This window comes from Ruegeria sp. G10 (assembly GCF_056533645.1).
The window spans coordinates 26,310-42,772 of record NZ_JBQFOQ010000019.1 but is presented as its reverse complement, the minus strand read 5'-3'; the positions used below and the strand labels follow the sequence as shown (position 1 = coordinate 42,772).

Below are 16,463 nucleotides of genomic sequence, written 5' to 3'. Positions count from 1 at the left end.
CGTGCTGCTCCCGCGCCTGCCCGGCCCAACAGAAGGAGACGTTCCGTAAGGAATGTCGACGACGGGCGGGAGCGCTTTGCCTCAGACGTCCAGTGAACGAGCGATGAGCTCTTTCATCACTTCATTGGTGCCGCCATAGATCATCTGCACCCGCGCATCCGCATAGAGCCGCGCGATCGGATACTCCATCATGAAGCCGTACCCGCCGAAGAGTTGAAGGCATTCGTGCATGATCTCGTTCTGCACCTCGGACCCCCAATACTTGACCATCGAGGCGGTAGCCGCATCCAACTCACCGGCCTCCAGCTTGCCGATGCAATCATTGACGAAACTGCGCAGCACCTCGGCCTTGGTCTTGCATTCGGCCAGCTTGAATCGGGTGTTCTGAAAATCCATCACTCGCTGCCCGAAGGCCTTGCGCTCCTGCACATATTTCACCGTTTCGGCGATAGCGAAGTCAATCGCGCCCAGCGCCATGATGCCGATGGTCAGCCGTTCCCACGGCAGTTGCTTCATCAGCTGATAGAACCCCTGCCCCTCTTCCGGGCCCAGCAGGTTGGTCATGGGCACTTTGACGTCTTCAAAGAAAAGCTCGGCGGTATCGTTGCCCTTCATCCCCAGCTTCTCAAGGTTGCGCCCACGGCGGAACCCCTCGGCCCCGTTGGTCTCGACCGCAATCAGCGAGACGCCTTTGGCACCCAGCGATTTGTCGGTCTTGGCCGCGACAATCACCAGATCGGCAGACTGGCCGTTGGTGATGAATATCTTGGACCCGTTCAGCCGATAGGAATTACCGTCCTTCTCGGCGCTCGTCTTGACCGCCTGCACATCCGATCCGGTGCCCGGTTCGGTCATGGCCAGCGCCCCGATCATCTCGCCCGAAGCCAGCTTGGGCAGCCAGCGCGCCTTCTGATCCTCACTGCCATAGGCGGTGATGTAATGGGTCACGATCGACTGAATGCCATAGCCCCAACCGACATCCCCGCGCGCGGACTGCTCATAGAGCGTCACAGAATCGAACCCCATGCCGCCGCCCACGCCGCCATGTTCTTCGGCAATCGAACCTGCCATCAGCCCAGCCTGACCGGCTTGCCGCCAGAACGCCCGATCCACCATGCCGTTTTCGACCCAGCGTTCGGCGTTTGGCACCAGTGCATCATCCATAAACCGGCCAGCCATATCGGCAAACATCCGGTGTTCATCCGTAACCCAGGCGGCGGTGCTGGTAAAAAGCGACATCAAGAGCTCTCCGGTTCAGGTGTTTGTTCAAAGCTATCCGCGCAGCGAAGCGCTGCCAATCCATGTGACGTGGCGTCCGTATACCCGGCTACGCAACGTCCCCACCCCTGGCATCACATCTGAGTTGGATGGCGTGACAGGCCGGGCGGAACCGGCTTTTATGCCCTCCAACGGCTGATGAAAGGAAGACCATGCCACGCGCTTTCCCGGAACTGACCTTCACCCCCGCCGTGCGCGCGCACCAAGAGCGGATGGGATCGGCTGCAACCTATGCGCAGTTCATAGAAGACGGACAGCGGCAGGGTCATCGCATCGGACCCGCTGAAAAAGCGTTCATACAGGCCCGCGACGGCTTCTATCAGGCCACCGTGTCCGAGACCGGTTGGCCCTATGTGCAGTTTCGCGGCGGCCCTGTCGGTTTCCTCAGGGTTCTCGACGAAAAGACCATCGGCTATGCGGATTTCTCGGGCAATCAGCAGTATATCTCGCGCGGTAATCTGGACGGGAACGACCGGGTGGCGTTGATCCTGATGGACTACGCCAACAGTCGCCGCATGAAGATCCTCGGGCGGATGGCATTTTCTGAGGGCGCAGAGGCCGCGGCCGACCTTTACCCCGCTGGCGCCGAGGCACAGGCGGAACGTGCGGCGATTGTGCGTGTCGAAGCGCTCGACTGGAACTGCCCGCGCCATATCACGCCCCGCTTTACCGAGGCCGAGTTGCGGCCCCACCTGAACGCGCTGGGTCAGGACTTGGCGGTGCTGCAGGCCGAGAACCAGCGGTTGCAACGCGAATTGGCCGCGTTGAAATCCGGCGCGTCCTAGCCCGCGCCAAACCGACGCGGGCTGCAAAACGGACGGCTTCGCCCTTGACCTTCCCGTGACTGGAACCCTTATGTGAGGGGCGAAAGTCATTGTCAGGACGACTCGGATGACCGTACCGCGGCGCGATCAAATCAAAATCACGGGCATGGGCTGCGCCTCTTGCGTTGGCCGGGTCGAGGCCGCGCTGCGGGATTTGCCCGGTGTTCGCGAAGCCGCAGTCAATTTCGCGACAGAGACGGCAGATGTGCGCCATGACGGCCCGCTGTCAGAGATCCTGACCGCGCTTGAGACAGCAGGATACCCGGCAGCAATGCGCGAGGTACACCTGAAGATCGACGGGATGAGCTGCGCATCCTGCGTGTCCCGGATCGAGCGTACCCTGCAGGCCAGCGCCGGCGTCACCACGGCGTCGGTCAACCTTGCCACCCAAAGCGCGCGCATCGCTTATGTCGAAGGTGCGACCGATCCCGCCCGGTTGGCGCGGATTGTGGCCGAAGCGGGCTACGCGGCACGACCCGCGGCTTCCGACGCAACGGATCAGGATGCCAAAGCCGATGAACTGGACGGTCTGCGCCGCACGACTTTGATCGCGGCGGCGCTGGCGTTGCCGGTCTTCGTACTTGAAATGGGCGGGCATATGATCCCGGCCTTTCATCATTGGGTGATGACGACGATTGGCACGCAGACCAGTCATCTGATCCAGTTTGCCCTGACCTCGGTGCTTCTGATCGGGCCCGGGCGGGTGTTTTATGCCAAAGGCCTCCCCGCCCTGCTGCGCGGTGCGCCGGATATGAACGCGCTGGTGGCTCTGGGAACCGGCGCGGCCTATCTGTATTCAGTCCTCGCGACCTTTGCGCCGGGGCTGCTGCCGCAGGGCACCGCCAATGTCTATTTCGAGGCCGCCGCCGTTATCGTCGTTCTGATCCTGCTGGGCCGCCTGATGGAAGCCCGCGCCAAGGGCCGGACCGGGGCGGCCATCCGCAAACTGGTGGGCCTGCAGCCCAAAACCGCGCGGGTCGAGGACAATGGCACACTGATCGACCGACCCATCGCCGAGATCGTGGTTGGCGACATCGTACAAATCCGCCCCGGAGAGCGCGTGCCCGTGGATGGCGAGGTGCTGGATGGCAGCTCTTATGTCGACGAAAGCATGATCACGGGTGAGCCGGTGCCCGTCGGCAAGGCCATCGGCACGGCGGTGGTCGGCGGCACGGTGAACGGCACCGGGGCGCTGCGCATCAAGGCGACCCATGTGGGTGCCGATACGGTGCTGGCGCAGGTCATCGGCATGGTCGAACAGGCGCAAGGGGCAAAGCTGCCCATTCAGGGACTTGTTGACCGGATCACCTATTATTTTGTCCCCGCCGTGATGGCGGTGGCATTACTGACGGTTGCTGTCTGGCTGATCTTTGGCCCCGCCCCGGCTTTGCCACTGGCTTTGGTCGCAGGCGTGTCGGTGCTGATCATTGCTTGCCCTTGTGCCATGGGTCTGGCCACGCCGACCTCGATCATGGTCGGTACGGGCCGCGCGGCAGAACTGGGCGTCCTGTTCCGTAAGGGCGACGCACTGCAGCAGCTGCAGCAGGCCAGGGTCATCGCGCTGGACAAGACTGGCACACTGACCCTTGGACGGCCCGAGCTGGACGAGGTCATCACCACAAACGGCTTTGACCGCGCCGAGGTGCTGCGCCTTGCCGCCGCCGCCGAGGCCCGATCCGAACACCCGATTGCCACCGCAATTACCCGCGCCGGGCCCGAGGTTCTGCCCGAGGTTGAGACGTTCGAGTCGCTCACAGGTCTCGGCCTGCGCGCAACGATTGAGGGGCGCGCCGTGCTGGTGGGCGCGGATCGGCTGATGGCGCAGAACGGCATTGATCTGGGCGATTTGCACCCCGAGGCGCAGAAGCGCGCCGCCGAAGGGGCGACTCCGATCTATGTCGCGGTCGACGGTCAGGCTGCGGCGGCTCTGACGGTGTCGGACCCGATCAAGCCCGGCACGCCCGAGGCGTTGGCCCGCTTGCATGACATGGGTGTGACGCTGGCGATGGTCACCGGCGACAATGCGCGGACTGCGCAGGCCTTGGCCGACCGTCTGGGCATCGACCATGTCGCAGCCGAGGTGTTGCCCGATGGCAAGGTCGCCGCGATCTCGGCCCTGCAGCAGCAATTCGGTACGCTCGCCTTTGTGGGCGATGGGATCAACGACGCCCCGGCGCTGGCCACGGCGGATATTGGGGTCGCGATTGGTACCGGCACCGATGTCGCGATTGAAACCGCCGATGTGGTGCTGATGTCCGGTGATCTGCGCGGCGTGGCCAACGCGGTCGAGATCAGTCGCCGGACCATGCGCAACATCCGACAGAACCTCGGCTGGGCGTTTGGCTATAATACGTTGCTGATCCCGGTTGCGGCGGGCGTGCTCTATCCGTTTGGTGGGCATCTGTTGTCGCCGGCTCTGGCCGCCGGAGCGATGGCGCTGTCCAGCGTCTTTGTCGTCTCGAACGCGCTGCGCCTGCGCCGGGTGCGCGCCAGCCTGCCTGAGGCGCAAGCCAACACAACCCCACAAGAGGTAGCGGCATGAATATCGGAGATGTCTCGACCCGCACCGGCCTGCCCGCCAAGACCATCCGGTACTACGAGGATATCAACCTGATCAAACCGCTGCGCGATGACAACGGATATCGGCGCTTTCGCGATCAGGACATTCACAAGCTGAACTTTCTGGGCCGTGCCCGTGCGCTGGGGTTCACGATCGAGGACTGCCGCACCCTGATGGCGCTTTACGAGGACGAATCCCGCGCCAGCGCCGATGTGAAACGCGTGGCGCGCGATCATCTGGCGCAGATCGACGCCAAGATCGCTGACCTGAAGGGGATGCGAGATACGCTGAGCCATCTTGTCGACGCCTGCGCCGGGGATGACCGCCCGGATTGTCCGATACTGAAAGACCTCGGCAGCAAAGCGTGACACGGGGTTGCCCTTTGGGCTCAGCTTTGCTTTGTCTTCGCTGAACATTCCGGCGCGCTCTGCGCAGCCGGTCAGCGGAGGGGATTTCGGAAAATGGCAAAAGTCGCGTTTCTTGGCCTGGGCGTCATGGGCTATCCGATGGCGGGGCATCTGCAGGCCGCCGGGCATGAGGTGACGGTTTACAACCGTACGAGCGCCAAAGCCGAGGCTTGGGTTGCGCAACATGGCGGCGCGATGGCGGCAGCCCCGCGCGCGGCCGCGGAGGGCGCGGACTTCGTGATGGCCTGCGTGGGCAACGACGATGATCTGCGCATGGTTTGCACCGGAGAAGATGGTGCTTTTCACGGCATGGCCGAGGGTGCCGTCTTTGTGGATCACACCACCGTCTCGGCCAAGGTGACGCGCGAGTTGTACGAAGCAGGCCGGACGCAGAGCATTGCCTTCGTCGATGCTCCGATTTCGGGCGGTCAGGCGGGGGCCGAGAACGGCGTGCTGTCAATCATGTGCGGCGGGGATCAGGCGGCGTATGACACGGCCGAGCCAGTGATGCAGGTCTATTCGAAAATCTGCCGTCGGATTGGCGAGAGTGGTGCAGGCCAGATGACCAAGATGTGCAACCAGATCGCCATCGCCGGGCTGGTTCAGGGTCTCAGCGAGGCGTTGCATTTTGCCGAGAAAGCCGGGCTGGATGGCCGCGCGGTGGTCGAGGTGATCAGTCAGGGCGCTGCGGGCAGCTGGCAGATGGCCAACCGCTATGAGACCATGCTGGACGATCATTTCGAGCATGGGTTCGCCGTGGACTGGATGCGCAAGGATTTGGGAATTTGTCTGGCGACGGCGGATGAAACCGGGGCCTCCCTGCCGGTGACGGCTTTGGTGGATCAGTTCTATAAGGACGTGCAGAAGCTGGGTGGCGGGCGTTGGGATACGTCCTCACTGATCAAGCGGTTGCGCGCATTGGGGTGAGCGCAAGGGGGGCTGTCTGCCCCCCATCGCGCCTGCGGGCGCGATTCCCCCCGAGGATATTTTTGGCCAGATGAAGAAGATCCCTTTTTTGGGGAGAGCTATGGGGTGTCGCATGGGCGATTTGAACGCGTATTGGGCAGGGAAGCTGCGTCAGCACTGGGGGCTGGAGGCGCGGTTGACGCGGTTGGATGGGGAGTATGACCTCAACTTTCTGGTGCGTGCGACCAACGGTCAGGACTATGTGCTGAAGGTGATGCGGGCGGGCTGTGCGCCGGGGCTGGTCGATTTGCAGATCAAGGCGCTGGAGCACGTTGCCTCGGCCGCGCCCGGGCTGCCGTTCCCGAAGGTCTTTGCTGACCTTTCGGGGACGATGTTGCCCGTGATCGAGGATGATGTTGGCGCCGAGCGGCTGGTCTGGTTGCTGGAGCGGATGCCCGGAGAATGCTATGCGCGCAGCGCGCCCAAGACTGAGGATCTGATCCGGAAACTGGGTCGCGTGTTGGGCGCGACGGATCGGGCGTTGGAGGGGTTTGAGCATCCCGGCCTGCACCGTGAAGGCTTCAAGTGGGACCTGATGCAGGCGGGTTGGATTGCCGATCAGTTGGGCGCGATTGCGGATCCCGCGCGGCGGGCCTTGTTGCAGGATGTTGTGACGGGTTTTGATGCGGTTCGCAGCCAGTTGGATGATCTGCCCCTGCAGGCGATCCACAATGACGTCAACGACTATAACATCCTGGTCGAGGGTCAGCTGAGCGACCGCCGCAGCGTCTCGGGTCTGATCGATCTGGGCGATATGTGTGCCGCGCCGCGGATTTGCGATCTGGCGATTGCCGGGGCTTATGTGGTACTGGACCACCCCTCGCCGGAAAGGGCGCTGGCGGCGCTGGTGTGCGGGTACCATGCGGCCAACCGGTTGCGCGCGGAGGAGGTCGATTTGATCTGGCCGTTGCTGCGGATGCGGTTGGCGGTGTCCGTGGTGAACTCGACCCTGATGGCGACGGAGAACCCGGATGATCCCTATGTCACGATCAGTCAGGCCCCTGCGTGGCGGTTTCTTGAGAACGCCTCGGTCAATGGCGATCTGATGGCGGCGCGTCTGCGCGCGGTCTGTGGTCTGCCGGTGGTCGATGGGGCCGAACGTATCCACGCCTATCTGGCTGAACATCGCGGGCAGTTCGCCCAGATGTTCGGGCAGGATCTGAGCGAGGTTCCGATGGGTTCGCTGTCAGTTGAAAACTCGACATGGCCGCAGAACCCGTTTCAAATGCCGCTGGACGAGGCCGCGCGGGTGGGTGAGGAATTCGGGGAAGGTTTCTGGTTAGGATATTACAACGAGCCCCGGCTGATCTATGCCGAGCCGGGGTTTCGCAAGGGGCCATGGAAGGCCTCGGACCGGCGGACAGTGCATCTGGCGGTGGATGTGTTTGCGCCTGCCGGGACAGTGTTGCACGCTCCACTCAGCGGTGGGGTCGAGGCGGTTGAGAACCGAGATGCGCATCTGGACTATGGTGGCGTTGTGATCTTGCACCATGAGACGCCCGAGGGTGATGCGTTCTATACGCTCTACGGCCATCTTGATCCCGAGGTTTACGACCGCCTGAAACCCGGTGATCCGGTGGCGCAGGGGGCAGCCTTTGCACGGCTGGGGGATGCGACACAGAATGGCGGCTGGGCGCCGCACGTACATTTCCAACTGGCACTGACCACGCAAGGGATGCAAGCCGACTGGCCCGGCGTGGCCGACCCGGATGAGTTGGAATTGTGGAATGCCGTCTGCCCGAACCCCGCAGCCTTGCTGAACCTGCCGGATGACAAGGTGGCGTATCAGCCGACGAACAAACAAGCGATCCTGCAGGGGCGGCGCGATCACTTCGGCGGCAACCTCAGCCTGACGTACGATGATCCGGTCATGCTGGTGCGGGGGTGGAAACACCACCTGTTCGACGAATGGGGCCGCCCCTATCTGGACGCCTACAACAACGTGCCTCATGTGGGCCACGCGCATCCGCGCATTCAGGCGGTTGCGGCGGATCAGTTGAAGCGGATGAATTCGAACACCCGCTATCTGCACCCCGCACAGACGGCCTTTGCCGAGAAGGTTTTGTCGAAACTGCCCGAACATTTCGAGGTCTGCTTTTTCGTGAATTCCGGCACCGAGGCCAACGAGCTGGCGCTGCGTCTGGCCCGCGCGCATACCGGGGCGAAGGGGATCGTGACGCCGGATCACGGGTATCACGGCAATACCAACGCGGCGGTGGCGATCTCGGCCTATAAGTTCAACAAGCCGGGCGGCATCGGCAAGGCGGATTGGGTCGAGCTGGTTGAGGTCGCAGACGACTATCGCGGGTCGTTCAAACGCGATGATCCCGACCGCGCCACAAAATTCGCGGATTTTGTGGATCCGGCGATTGCCGCTTTGCAGGACCGTGGTCATGGGGTTGCCGGTTTCATCGCGGAAACCTTCCCCTCGGTCGGGGGGCAGATCATTCCGCCCAAAGGCTATCTGCCTGCGGTTTATGAAAAAATACGCGCCGCAGGCGGTGTTTGCATCGCCGATGAGGTGCAGACCGGGCTTGGCCGGCTGGGTGAGCATTATTTCGGCTTTGAGCATCAGGGCGCGCTGCCCGATATTGTGGTAATGGGCAAACCCATCGGCAACGGGCACCCTCTGGGCGTGCTGGTCACCACCAAGGAGATCGCGCAGAGCTTTGACAACGGGATCGAGTTCTTCTCGACCTTCGGAGGGTCCACGCTGTCCTGCCGCATCGGCAAAGAGGTGCTGGATATCGTCGATGACGAAGGCCTGCAGGACAATGCGCGGCTCATGGGGGCGCGCCTGATGGATGGGCTGCGGCGAATCGAGGCCGATTTCCCGCAGGTCGGAGATGTGCGGGGCATGGGGCTGTTTCTGGGGGTCGAGCTGATCAATCCCGATGGGTCCGAGGGCACCGAGATTTGCAGCTATGTCAAAAACCGAATGCGGGATTATCGCATCCTGATCGGCAGCGAGGGGCCGAAGGACAACATCCTGAAAATCCGCCCGCCGCTGACGATTGAGGCTGAGGATGTAGATATGATCCTCTGGGCCTTGCGCGACGTGTTTTCCGAGGTGGGTGATTATGCGCCCGAACCCACGTGCGATCATCATCACGCGGGCTGCGGCTGCTGCTGAGACAAACAAAACCCCGGCGCAATAGCCGGGGTTTTGCGTTTGCCGATCAGTGCAGCACCGAAGTTGGGGGTTGGTGCCCGGTCGTCGACAGGGGGATTGTTGCGGTCATGCGGCGCAGGGCAAGGCCCAGTTCTTCGGACAGCGATGTCAGCGCGGGTGCAAAATCAGGCCGCACGATCAGCGAGGCCATCATCATCGCATCTTCGCGCGCACCTTCCGAGGCTGCGGCGATCATCTGGGCAAAGCAGTTCTCATCCGCGCCCAGGCAGGCGCATCCAAGCCCGTGCCGCACCAGAGGCCGCCGGCCGTGATGCGCACAGAGCGAGCACAATCGATCCAGCGTCATCATCGCCGCGCGTCCGTGATCCGCACCCAGTGCGATGTCAAAATCGCTGGCCGCATTGGCCCTGCCACTGGCACCATCGCCCCAGAGACGAAGGTACATCACTGCGCCCGCCTCAATCGGGGTCAGGTCGGACAGACGTCCGACTGCGGCACCGCCGCGCGATGCAGGCGCGCTCATTTCGTCAGGATCAATTTGCCCGCGCGGGTGATGCGCAGGGTATACAGCTGATCGCCCAGCTCGATATGGGCCAGGTTTCCGCCTGCGGTCAGTTCTTCGGCTTTATGGGCGGGCAGCATCGAGACAGCATAGCTTTGGGTCGGGTTGGGGGTCTGCGCGTTCATCGGGGCATCTCCAGAGCGGTTTTGGCATATAGCCTTGTCTGTTCGTGGTTCGCTTGATCTGGCTGACCCGCTGTCGGGCTGGCTGACTGTTCCTAAGCATTAATCTGATAAAAATAGTAAGATTTGTCAACCCATGGTTTTTCAGGCCTATCCACGGCTTTCTGTTGCGGATATTGCCGCTGCGCCCTACGCCTTGGTCCGTAAGTACTAAAGATGGATTCGGACATGGTTGCAGTGGTTGCATTTGATTTGGACGGCACGTTGGTCGACAGCATCGCCGATATAGCGAACGCCGCAAACAGGATGCTGGCGGATCAAGGGGTCGTCCCGCTGTCCCAACAAACCATCAGACGATTCGTAGGCAACGGGATGCCCAAGCTGGTCGAACGCGTCATGAACGAATGTGGACTATCTGCCGACCGCCATGCAGAACTGACACAGCTTACGCTGCATCACTACAACGCCTCCGCATCCGATCAGACAACTGTTTACCCAGGCGTGACGCAGGCACTCGACAGATTGCAAGCCATGGGGTGCGTGTTGGGCATTTGCACCAACAAGCCTGAAAGCCCGGCGCGCCATGTGCTGGATGCGTTGAATCTGTCCCACTATTTCGATGCAATCATTGGCGGGGATACGCTGCACATGCGCAAACCCGATCCTGCGCATTTACAGGCATGCTTCGACGCCCTGCCTGATGCAGGTCCAACTATTTTCGTAGGCGACAGCGAGGTCGACGCAGAAACCGCGCAACGGGCGCAGGTGCCCTTTCTGTTGTTCACCGAAGGTTATCGCAAGTCGCCTGTCGCGCAGATGCACCATACGCACAGCTACGCCAACAGTGCCGATCTTCCCGATCTTGTGCAGCAGGTTCTGCAGGACGTGCCACCAAACACCTGACCTGCAAAAAAGAGAGGGGCCGGCCAAGGGGGTAAAGAGCCAGCCCCTCATCGGGGGAAATTTGTGAAAGTGGTTTGAGCGTTTGCGCCCGGTAGTTAACCAATAGTTAATGAATCTCTGCGGGCAGCGAAATTGGGGGATTCCCGTAGACAGGCCATTATTTTCGCAAACCCCAGCAAAATAACGCCGGTTCGCGTGCAAATCGCGACATCTCAGGCCGACAATTCTGCTGCCGCGCGCGCAATCACAAGCTCTTCATTGGTTGGAATGACCATCACCTGCACAGTCGCACCTTTGGCCGAAATGACTCGCTTGCTCTGCCGATTTGCCTCGACGTCCAGCGCCACCCCAAGCCACGCCATATCCGCACAAATCTGGGCGCGCACACGCGCCGAGTTCTCGCCGATCCCTCCGGTGAACACGATCGCATCGAGCCCGCCCAGAACCGCAGCCAATGACCCCAACTCGCGCCGGGCCCGAAACGTGAAATACTCGATCGCGCGGATCGCATCGGGCGCATCGGATTGTTCCAGCGTACGCATATCGTTGGACAAGCCTGAAAGCCCCAGCAGACCAGACTTGCGATAGAGAAGGTCCGCAATTTCGGCGGGGCCCATTCCCTTTTGCTCCATCAGATACAGCATGACGCCGGGATCAAGCTGACCGCAACGGGTGCCCATCGGCAGGCCGTCCAGCGCCGAAAAGCCCATGGTCGAGCCGACAGACTGACCCCCACGCATCGCACACATCGAGGCACCATTGCCCAGATGGGCCACAATGACCCGCCCTGCATGCACCTGCGGCACGGTCTGCGCCAGATGGCCTGCGATATAGTCATAGCTGAGCCCGTGAAAGCCATACCGTCGGACGCCGATATCATAATACTCGGTCGGCAGGGCAAACGTGTCGTTGACCCAGGGGTGATGCCGATGAAAGGCCGTGTCGAAGCAGGCCACCTGAGCGGCCTCGGGGAAGCGTGCCATCGCCGCCCGTGCGCCCGCAAGATTGTAGGGCTGGTGCAACGGCGCAAAGGGTTCCAGGTCTTCCAGCGCGCGCAGGATGTCGGGGGTGATGCGGATTGGACGGTCATTGGCCGGTCCACCATGGACGATACGATGACCCACTGCAGCGATCCGCGCCGATGGAAACCGCGCCTGCAACAGTCCCAAAACCCGATCAAGCGCGCTGTCATGATCGCTGACCGTGTCCGCGAGTTCGTCAAACAGCTTGCGGCCATCGGGTCCACGCAGGCTGACCGAAGCTTCGGCGCTGCCGATCCGATCGACCAGCCCGGTGCAAACCGGATCGGGATCACCGGAACCTATGACAAACAAGCCGAACTTCAGCGAGGAGGACCCTGCATTCAGGGTAGCGATATGATCCATCAAACCTTTCCCGACAGACGCGCCGCATGCAGCGCCGCCACAGCGCAAGAGGCCAGCCGCGCCTTGTCATCATCCGCCCTGCTGTTCAGGATGATGGGCACGCGCGCGCCCATGACCACACCGGCCCCTTCCGCGTGGGCAATATAGGTCAGCTGTTTGGCCAGCATATTGCCAGCATCCAGATTGGGTACGACCAGAATATCAGCCCGGCCTGCAACCTCGGACACAATCCCCTTGGTCCGCGCCGCCGCCAGGCTGACCGCGTTGTCCATGGCAAGGGGGCCATCGACCAGCCCTCCCTTGATCTGCCCACGCTCGGCCATCTTCGACAACAAGGCCGCATCAATCGACGAGCGGATCGCCGGGTTCACCGTTTCGACCGCCGAAAGAACACCGACTTTCGGAGCCCCGATACCAATCGAGATCGCCAGATCGATCGCATTCTGCGTAATATCGATCTTGGTTTTCAGGTCCGGTTCGATATTGATTGCCGCATCGGTCACCAGCAACGGGTGCGGCTGACCGGGTACGTCCATAACAAACACATGGGTAAACCTGCGCCCGACCTTTAGTCCGCCGTCGCGCCGCAGCGCGGCCCGCAGAAGGTCATCGGTATGCAGATGGCCTTTCATCAGGGCTTCGGCACGGCCCTCTGACACCAGGTCCACGGCCTTGTTGGCCGCTTCCAGGTGGTCCTGCACTGGGATGATCTCGACATTGCGCAGGGGCAGGTCAATCTCGGCGGCGGCGGCCCTGATCTTGTCCGGGTCACCGATCAGGAGGGGTTCGATAATGGTTTCACGCGCCGCCAACAGGGCACCGCCAAGCGAGTTGGGTTCTTCCGGGGCAACCACCGCAGTGGGAATGGGCGGCAGAGGTCGCGACCGGTCAAGCAAGGCATCAAAGTGCCGGTGGCGCTGCACCACGAGGCCGGGCACTTCGATCTCGTGAAACGACATCTCTTGTTCCGGCGCGATCACAACGGCAATGCCCGAAACAATCACGGCATCGTCGCTGGGGCGGGTCACCTTGGTTTCCAGCACCACCTCGCGATCGGCACGCTTTTCCACGACGGTAACGCATGCGACCAATTCCTCGCCTGCATGGGCGCGGGTGCTGAAGCTCAGGCTTTGCGATTTGTAGAGCGTCCCAGCCCCCGGCAGGATGTTCCCCAGCACAGCTGAAATCAGTGCCCCCACAAACATCGCAGGCGCAATCGCCTCGTTCTTGTCGTCGCCATCCCCATCTTCGTCAGCCAGATGCAATGGGTTATGGTTGCCCGAATTCGAGGCAAAGGCATAGAAGTCATCTTCCGTACAGATCCGCGCCAACTCGGCCGAGTCGCCGACCTTAAGCTGATCGTATGGCTTGTTGTGATACCGCATAAAGTCCTCGTCGGCTGGTTTCCCCGGAGCATTATGAGATTTCGGGTAAATATCCAATGACATTGGACGGGCTTTTCTAGGGCTCGAAACCCTCAGGCACACCAAATAGCGGCTTATCAAGCGTTGTGCCTTTCAGCGCGCCCAGAAAGGCCACAAGATCCGCAATCTGCGTGTCCGTCAACACCTGCGGCCGTATATCGATCTTCCGGCGCTGGCGATCCATCTCGAACCGGTCCTGCCAGACGATGAAATCCACGCGCGCCAGCCACGGGACCTCTGGCAATGCAGCCATCTCAAGCGTCCAGCTATCGAGGCTTTGCAGCGGGTTCAGATGGTGGCGAATGATGCCTTCAAGGTCGGGGAACGCCCCGTTGTGACCATAGGGGGCGGTTTCGGTCACGTTCCGCAGCATCGGAGTGCGGAAGCGATAGGCATCCTCAAGACGATTGCTCTCGCCCATACGGCCCACGTCGCGGGCATACGGGTCCCATTGGCGGGTCTTGCCGGGTCCGAAGGGCGGTAGGCCCAGCGCATGGAATTCCTGATCCGACAGCAACGGGCCCGAGTGGCAGGTTGCGCATCCTGCCTCGCCAAAGAACAAATCCATGCCCGTCTTCTGGCGCTGCGTCAGGGCCGTGCTGTCGCCAGCCAGGTATTGGTCAAACGGGCTGTCGGTACTGCGCCATTCCAGCGCCATGAAGGCGGCCAGTGCGTTGGCGATCTGACTGATGGTGATGTCCTCGGTCGTGTCGATGTCATCGAACGCCTTGACCATAGCCGGGCCATACCGCGGATCGGTGCGCACCCGTTTCGCAAGGATAGGCCAACCCTTGTCGATCCGGTCATGCACCGCGCCGGTCACCTCATTCTCAGCCACATTGCCAGCCATTTCGAATTGTGAGGTCAGGGGAAACAGCGCCTGCGCAGCCAACAGGGAATTCAGCCCCTCGGGCAGCCATTCCTGCGCGGGCGAGTTGAAGCCGTTGTCGTAGACGTCCGAGATGCTCAGCCGCCCGTCATGGAACACAGTATGAATGTCCTTGGCACCAAGGTTCCAAAGCCCCGGCGAGTTGCGCGGGATACGCTTGCGTATCCTGTCCGCTCCGGTGCCGGGGGTGCGCTCGGGCCCCAGCCCCTGCCCGCCCTCTCCGATGCCCAAAGACAGCCCATCCGACGTGCCGAAATCGGGGTGGTGGCAATGGGCGCAGCTGATGTTTTGGTTGCCTGACAGGATGGGATCGTAAAACAGTTGATGACCGATGGCGGCCTGTTCCATATCAAAGGGAATAAAGTCATCATCGGTCAGCGGGCGCGGCAATTCCTGCGCTCCGGCCGCCCCGGCCAATAGGAAAACAACCCCATGCGCCAGCTTGTATTTGCCCTTTGCTGCCTTGCATCCCCAGCGCTCGCCGAACTGGAACAGGCCCGCGACATGATGGAGGCCGGAGAGTTCGAAGCCGCGCGCGAAGAACTGCTGCCAGCGGCCCGGTCCGGCAATGCCGAGGCCGAGGAATTGATCGGGGTCATGTACGGGCTGGGTCTTGGGGTCGAGCAGGATTATGAACGCGCGTTCGAGTGGTATCTGCGCGCGTCGATGAAGGGGCATCCGGGCGCGCAATCGGGCATCGGCTGGTACTATGAGCTGGGTCTGGGCATGCCCGCGCCCGATCTGGTGCGCGCCTATATGTGGTACACGCTCAGCGCCATTGGCGGCGATCCCGATGCGGCGATCAGCCTTGAAGAAGTGGTCAAGAAAATGTCGCCGGAGCAGATCGAAAGGGCGCATGTTCTGGTCAACGACTACAAAGGGTGGATGTACCCGTTTCGGTGAGGGCCGGACGCGACGCCCGGCCCTGTTTGGTTAGTTCAGGTCCGCATCGCGCGACGCGTTCACATCGGCCTCAGCCGCAGCAACAGCCTCGGTCAGCGCCGCAAAGATCTCGTCCCCGCGGGCCACGTTGGACTGGAACCAGTCATAGACAGGCGTTGCAGCCTCTTTGAAAGCGGCTTTCTGGTCAGGGGTCAGGACGTAGAGATCGCCGCCCCCTGCCACGAAATCCTCATAGGCCTGGATCGACTTGCGCTTGGGCGAGGCAAAGGTGGCCTGTTGCAGCGCATAGAAACCGTCGACAACGACGCGGCGCATATCCTCAGGCATCTCCTGGAACTTGGCGTTATTCATCCACCACAGCGCGCCCATATAGGCATGGCCGTCCAGCGTGACATATTGCAGACCCGCGTCGGGGAATTTCATGCCCATGATGTCGGTGATGCCGTTCTTGGAGCCCTCAACCACGCCGGTCTGGAAGCTGGTGAACAGTTCCGGCCATGGGATCGGTGTCGGCGACGCGCCCAGGGCTTTGACCAGTTCCTGCGGCAGGTCGGCGACCACTGTGCGGATTTTCAGGCCTTCCATGTCGGCAGGCTCTGCAATGCGGCGCTGCGTATTGGCGAAGTTGCGCCAGCCGCCTGTGTTGCCAATGGTCATCAGACGGATCGCGCCGCCAGAGTCTTCCAGCGCCATGTCGCGCATGGTGCGGGTGAAATCGCCAGACAGAACATGCTCGGCAATGCGATCATCGGCCATCAGGTAAGGCAGGTCCAGAACCTGCACGTAGGGGAAGATGCCCGAGGCCCCGCCCGAGGTCGAAATGTAGATATCAATCGTGCCATCAGCCACGCCCTGCAGACATTCGGCCCCGTTCGAACACAGCTGCGTGCCGATGAACAACTCCACCTCAATCGCGCCGTTCGACGCGGCTTCGACATAGTTCTTGAACACGATCAGGCCGTCATAGTCCTCGTCGTTTTCGTTCGAGTTCGCAGTGGCGCGCAGCGTATAGTCGGCGGCCGTGGCGGCGATGGCGGACGCAGCCACCAGCGACGTGGCCACCGCTGCGGTTTTAATGAAATCTCTGAGCATGCGTTTCCTCCCTGT

At 61.8% G+C, this 16,463-nt stretch carries 14 protein-coding genes; 7 read left to right on the top strand and 7 right to left on the bottom strand.

The features are described from left to right. Window positions 1–81: 81 nt before the first annotated feature. Window positions 82–1,239 (bottom strand): acyl-CoA dehydrogenase family protein, encoded by a 1,158-nt coding sequence (locus tag ACR0KM_RS20420; protein ID WP_480861595.1) that lies wholly within the window; start codon window positions 1,237–1,239, stop codon window positions 82–84. 191 nt (window positions 1,240–1,430) lie between these two features. On the opposite strand from ACR0KM_RS20420, the gene ACR0KM_RS20415 reads away from it, so the two are divergent. The 5 genes from ACR0KM_RS20415 (at window position 1,431) to ACR0KM_RS20395 (ending at window position 9,168) form a co-directional block, all read left to right on the top strand. Next, the gene (locus ACR0KM_RS20415) at window positions 1,431–2,063 is read left to right on the top strand and encodes a pyridoxamine 5'-phosphate oxidase family protein (protein WP_480861593.1); all 633 of its coding nucleotides are present in this window, start codon (window positions 1,431–1,433) and stop codon (window positions 2,061–2,063) included. Between the two features lie 106 nt (window positions 2,064–2,169). After that, on the top strand, window positions 2,170–4,644 hold the full coding sequence (locus ACR0KM_RS20410) for a heavy metal translocating P-type ATPase (protein ID WP_480861591.1): 2,475 nt from the start codon (window positions 2,170–2,172) through the stop codon (window positions 4,642–4,644). Next, window positions 4,641–5,030, top strand: coding sequence for a Cu(I)-responsive transcriptional regulator (cueR, locus tag ACR0KM_RS20405; protein WP_480732293.1), 390 nt, complete (start codon window positions 4,641–4,643; stop codon window positions 5,028–5,030). The genes ACR0KM_RS20410 and cueR overlap by 4 nt, the downstream gene beginning before the upstream one ends. Window positions 5,031–5,123: 93 nt before the next feature. Beyond that, entirely contained in the window at window positions 5,124–5,996 is an 873-nt protein-coding gene (locus ACR0KM_RS20400) for an NAD(P)-dependent oxidoreductase (protein ID WP_480861588.1), read from the top strand. A 112-nt stretch (window positions 5,997–6,108) separates the two neighbouring features. Then, window positions 6,109–9,168, top strand: a complete 3,060-nt coding sequence (locus ACR0KM_RS20395; RefSeq protein ID WP_480861586.1) for an aminotransferase class III-fold pyridoxal phosphate-dependent enzyme — start codon at window positions 6,109–6,111, stop codon at window positions 9,166–9,168. A gap of 46 nt (window positions 9,169–9,214) precedes the next feature. On the opposite strand, the gene ACR0KM_RS20390 is transcribed toward ACR0KM_RS20395, so the two are convergent. Then, a complete protein-coding gene (locus ACR0KM_RS20390) occupies window positions 9,215–9,691 on the bottom strand; it encodes a hypothetical protein (protein ID WP_480861584.1) in 477 nt (158 codons plus the stop codon). Continuing rightward, window positions 9,688–9,855 (bottom strand): hemin uptake protein HemP, encoded by a 168-nt coding sequence (gene hemP / locus ACR0KM_RS20385; protein ID WP_480732285.1) that lies wholly within the window; start codon window positions 9,853–9,855, stop codon window positions 9,688–9,690. The genes ACR0KM_RS20390 and hemP overlap by 4 nt, the downstream gene beginning before the upstream one ends. Before the next feature lie 225 nt (window positions 9,856–10,080). Here hemP and gph point away from each other — a divergent pair, with 225 nt between their 5' ends. Beyond that, window positions 10,081–10,755, top strand: a complete 675-nt coding sequence (gene gph, locus ACR0KM_RS20380; RefSeq protein ID WP_480861582.1) for a phosphoglycolate phosphatase — start codon at window positions 10,081–10,083, stop codon at window positions 10,753–10,755. A 212-nt stretch (window positions 10,756–10,967) separates the two neighbouring features. On the opposite strand, the gene ACR0KM_RS20375 is transcribed toward gph, so the two are convergent. From ACR0KM_RS20375 to ACR0KM_RS20365, 3 genes are all read right to left on the bottom strand, one after another. Further along, window positions 10,968–12,140, bottom strand: a complete 1,173-nt coding sequence (locus ACR0KM_RS20375) for an acetate/propionate family kinase (RefSeq protein ID WP_480861580.1) — start codon at window positions 12,138–12,140, stop codon at window positions 10,968–10,970. Next, window positions 12,140–13,525 carry a bifunctional enoyl-CoA hydratase/phosphate acetyltransferase gene (locus ACR0KM_RS20370; protein WP_480861578.1) on the bottom strand — a complete coding sequence of 462 codons (1,386 nt, stop codon included), beginning with the start codon at window positions 13,523–13,525 and terminating at the stop codon, window positions 12,140–12,142. Before ACR0KM_RS20370 ends, ACR0KM_RS20375 begins: the two co-directional genes overlap by 1 nt. Window positions 13,526–13,601: 76 nt before the next feature. Beyond that, window positions 13,602–14,843 (bottom strand): cytochrome-c peroxidase, encoded by a 1,242-nt coding sequence (locus ACR0KM_RS20365; RefSeq protein WP_480861576.1) that lies wholly within the window; start codon window positions 14,841–14,843, stop codon window positions 13,602–13,604. A 42-nt stretch (window positions 14,844–14,885) separates the two neighbouring features. On the opposite strand from ACR0KM_RS20365, the gene ACR0KM_RS20360 reads away from it, so the two are divergent. Next, window positions 14,886–15,356, top strand: coding sequence for a tetratricopeptide repeat protein (locus tag ACR0KM_RS20360; RefSeq protein ID WP_480861573.1), 471 nt, complete (start codon window positions 14,886–14,888; stop codon window positions 15,354–15,356). Window positions 15,357–15,386: 30 nt separating this feature from the next. On the opposite strand, the gene ACR0KM_RS20355 is transcribed toward ACR0KM_RS20360, so the two are convergent. Then, complete coding sequence (locus tag ACR0KM_RS20355; protein ID WP_480861571.1) at window positions 15,387–16,448, bottom strand: TRAP transporter substrate-binding protein; 1,062 nt, start codon at window positions 16,446–16,448, stop codon at window positions 15,387–15,389. Window positions 16,449–16,463 lie beyond the last annotated feature (15 nt).

Excerpts from the sequence above, each read along its gene's own strand:
- ACR0KM_RS20420 (WP_480861595.1), bottom strand. The coding sequence starts at position 1,239 with ATGTCGCTTTTTACCAGCACCGCCGCCTGGGTTACGGATGAACACCGG.
- ACR0KM_RS20415 (WP_480861593.1), top strand. The coding sequence starts at position 1,431 with ATGCCACGCGCTTTCCCGGAACTGACCTTCACCCCCGCCGTGCGCGCG.
- ACR0KM_RS20410 (WP_480861591.1), top strand. The coding sequence starts at position 2,170 with ATGACCGTACCGCGGCGCGATCAAATCAAAATCACGGGCATGGGCTGC.
- cueR (WP_480732293.1), top strand. The coding sequence starts at position 4,641 with ATGAATATCGGAGATGTCTCGACCCGCACCGGCCTGCCCGCCAAGACC.
- ACR0KM_RS20400 (WP_480861588.1), top strand. The coding sequence starts at position 5,124 with ATGGCAAAAGTCGCGTTTCTTGGCCTGGGCGTCATGGGCTATCCGATG.
- ACR0KM_RS20395 (WP_480861586.1), top strand. The coding sequence starts at position 6,109 with ATGGGCGATTTGAACGCGTATTGGGCAGGGAAGCTGCGTCAGCACTGG.
- ACR0KM_RS20390 (WP_480861584.1), bottom strand. The coding sequence starts at position 9,691 with ATGAGCGCGCCTGCATCGCGCGGCGGTGCCGCAGTCGGACGTCTGTCC.
- hemP (WP_480732285.1), bottom strand. The coding sequence starts at position 9,855 with ATGAACGCGCAGACCCCCAACCCGACCCAAAGCTATGCTGTCTCGATG.
- gph (WP_480861582.1), top strand. The coding sequence starts at position 10,081 with ATGGTTGCAGTGGTTGCATTTGATTTGGACGGCACGTTGGTCGACAGC.
- ACR0KM_RS20375 (WP_480861580.1), bottom strand. The coding sequence starts at position 12,140 with ATGGATCATATCGCTACCCTGAATGCAGGGTCCTCCTCGCTGAAGTTC.
- ACR0KM_RS20370 (WP_480861578.1), bottom strand. The coding sequence starts at position 13,525 with ATGCGGTATCACAACAAGCCATACGATCAGCTTAAGGTCGGCGACTCG.
- ACR0KM_RS20360 (WP_480861573.1), top strand. The coding sequence starts at position 14,886 with ATGCGCCAGCTTGTATTTGCCCTTTGCTGCCTTGCATCCCCAGCGCTC.
- ACR0KM_RS20355 (WP_480861571.1), bottom strand. The coding sequence starts at position 16,448 with ATGCTCAGAGATTTCATTAAAACCGCAGCGGTGGCCACGTCGCTGGTG.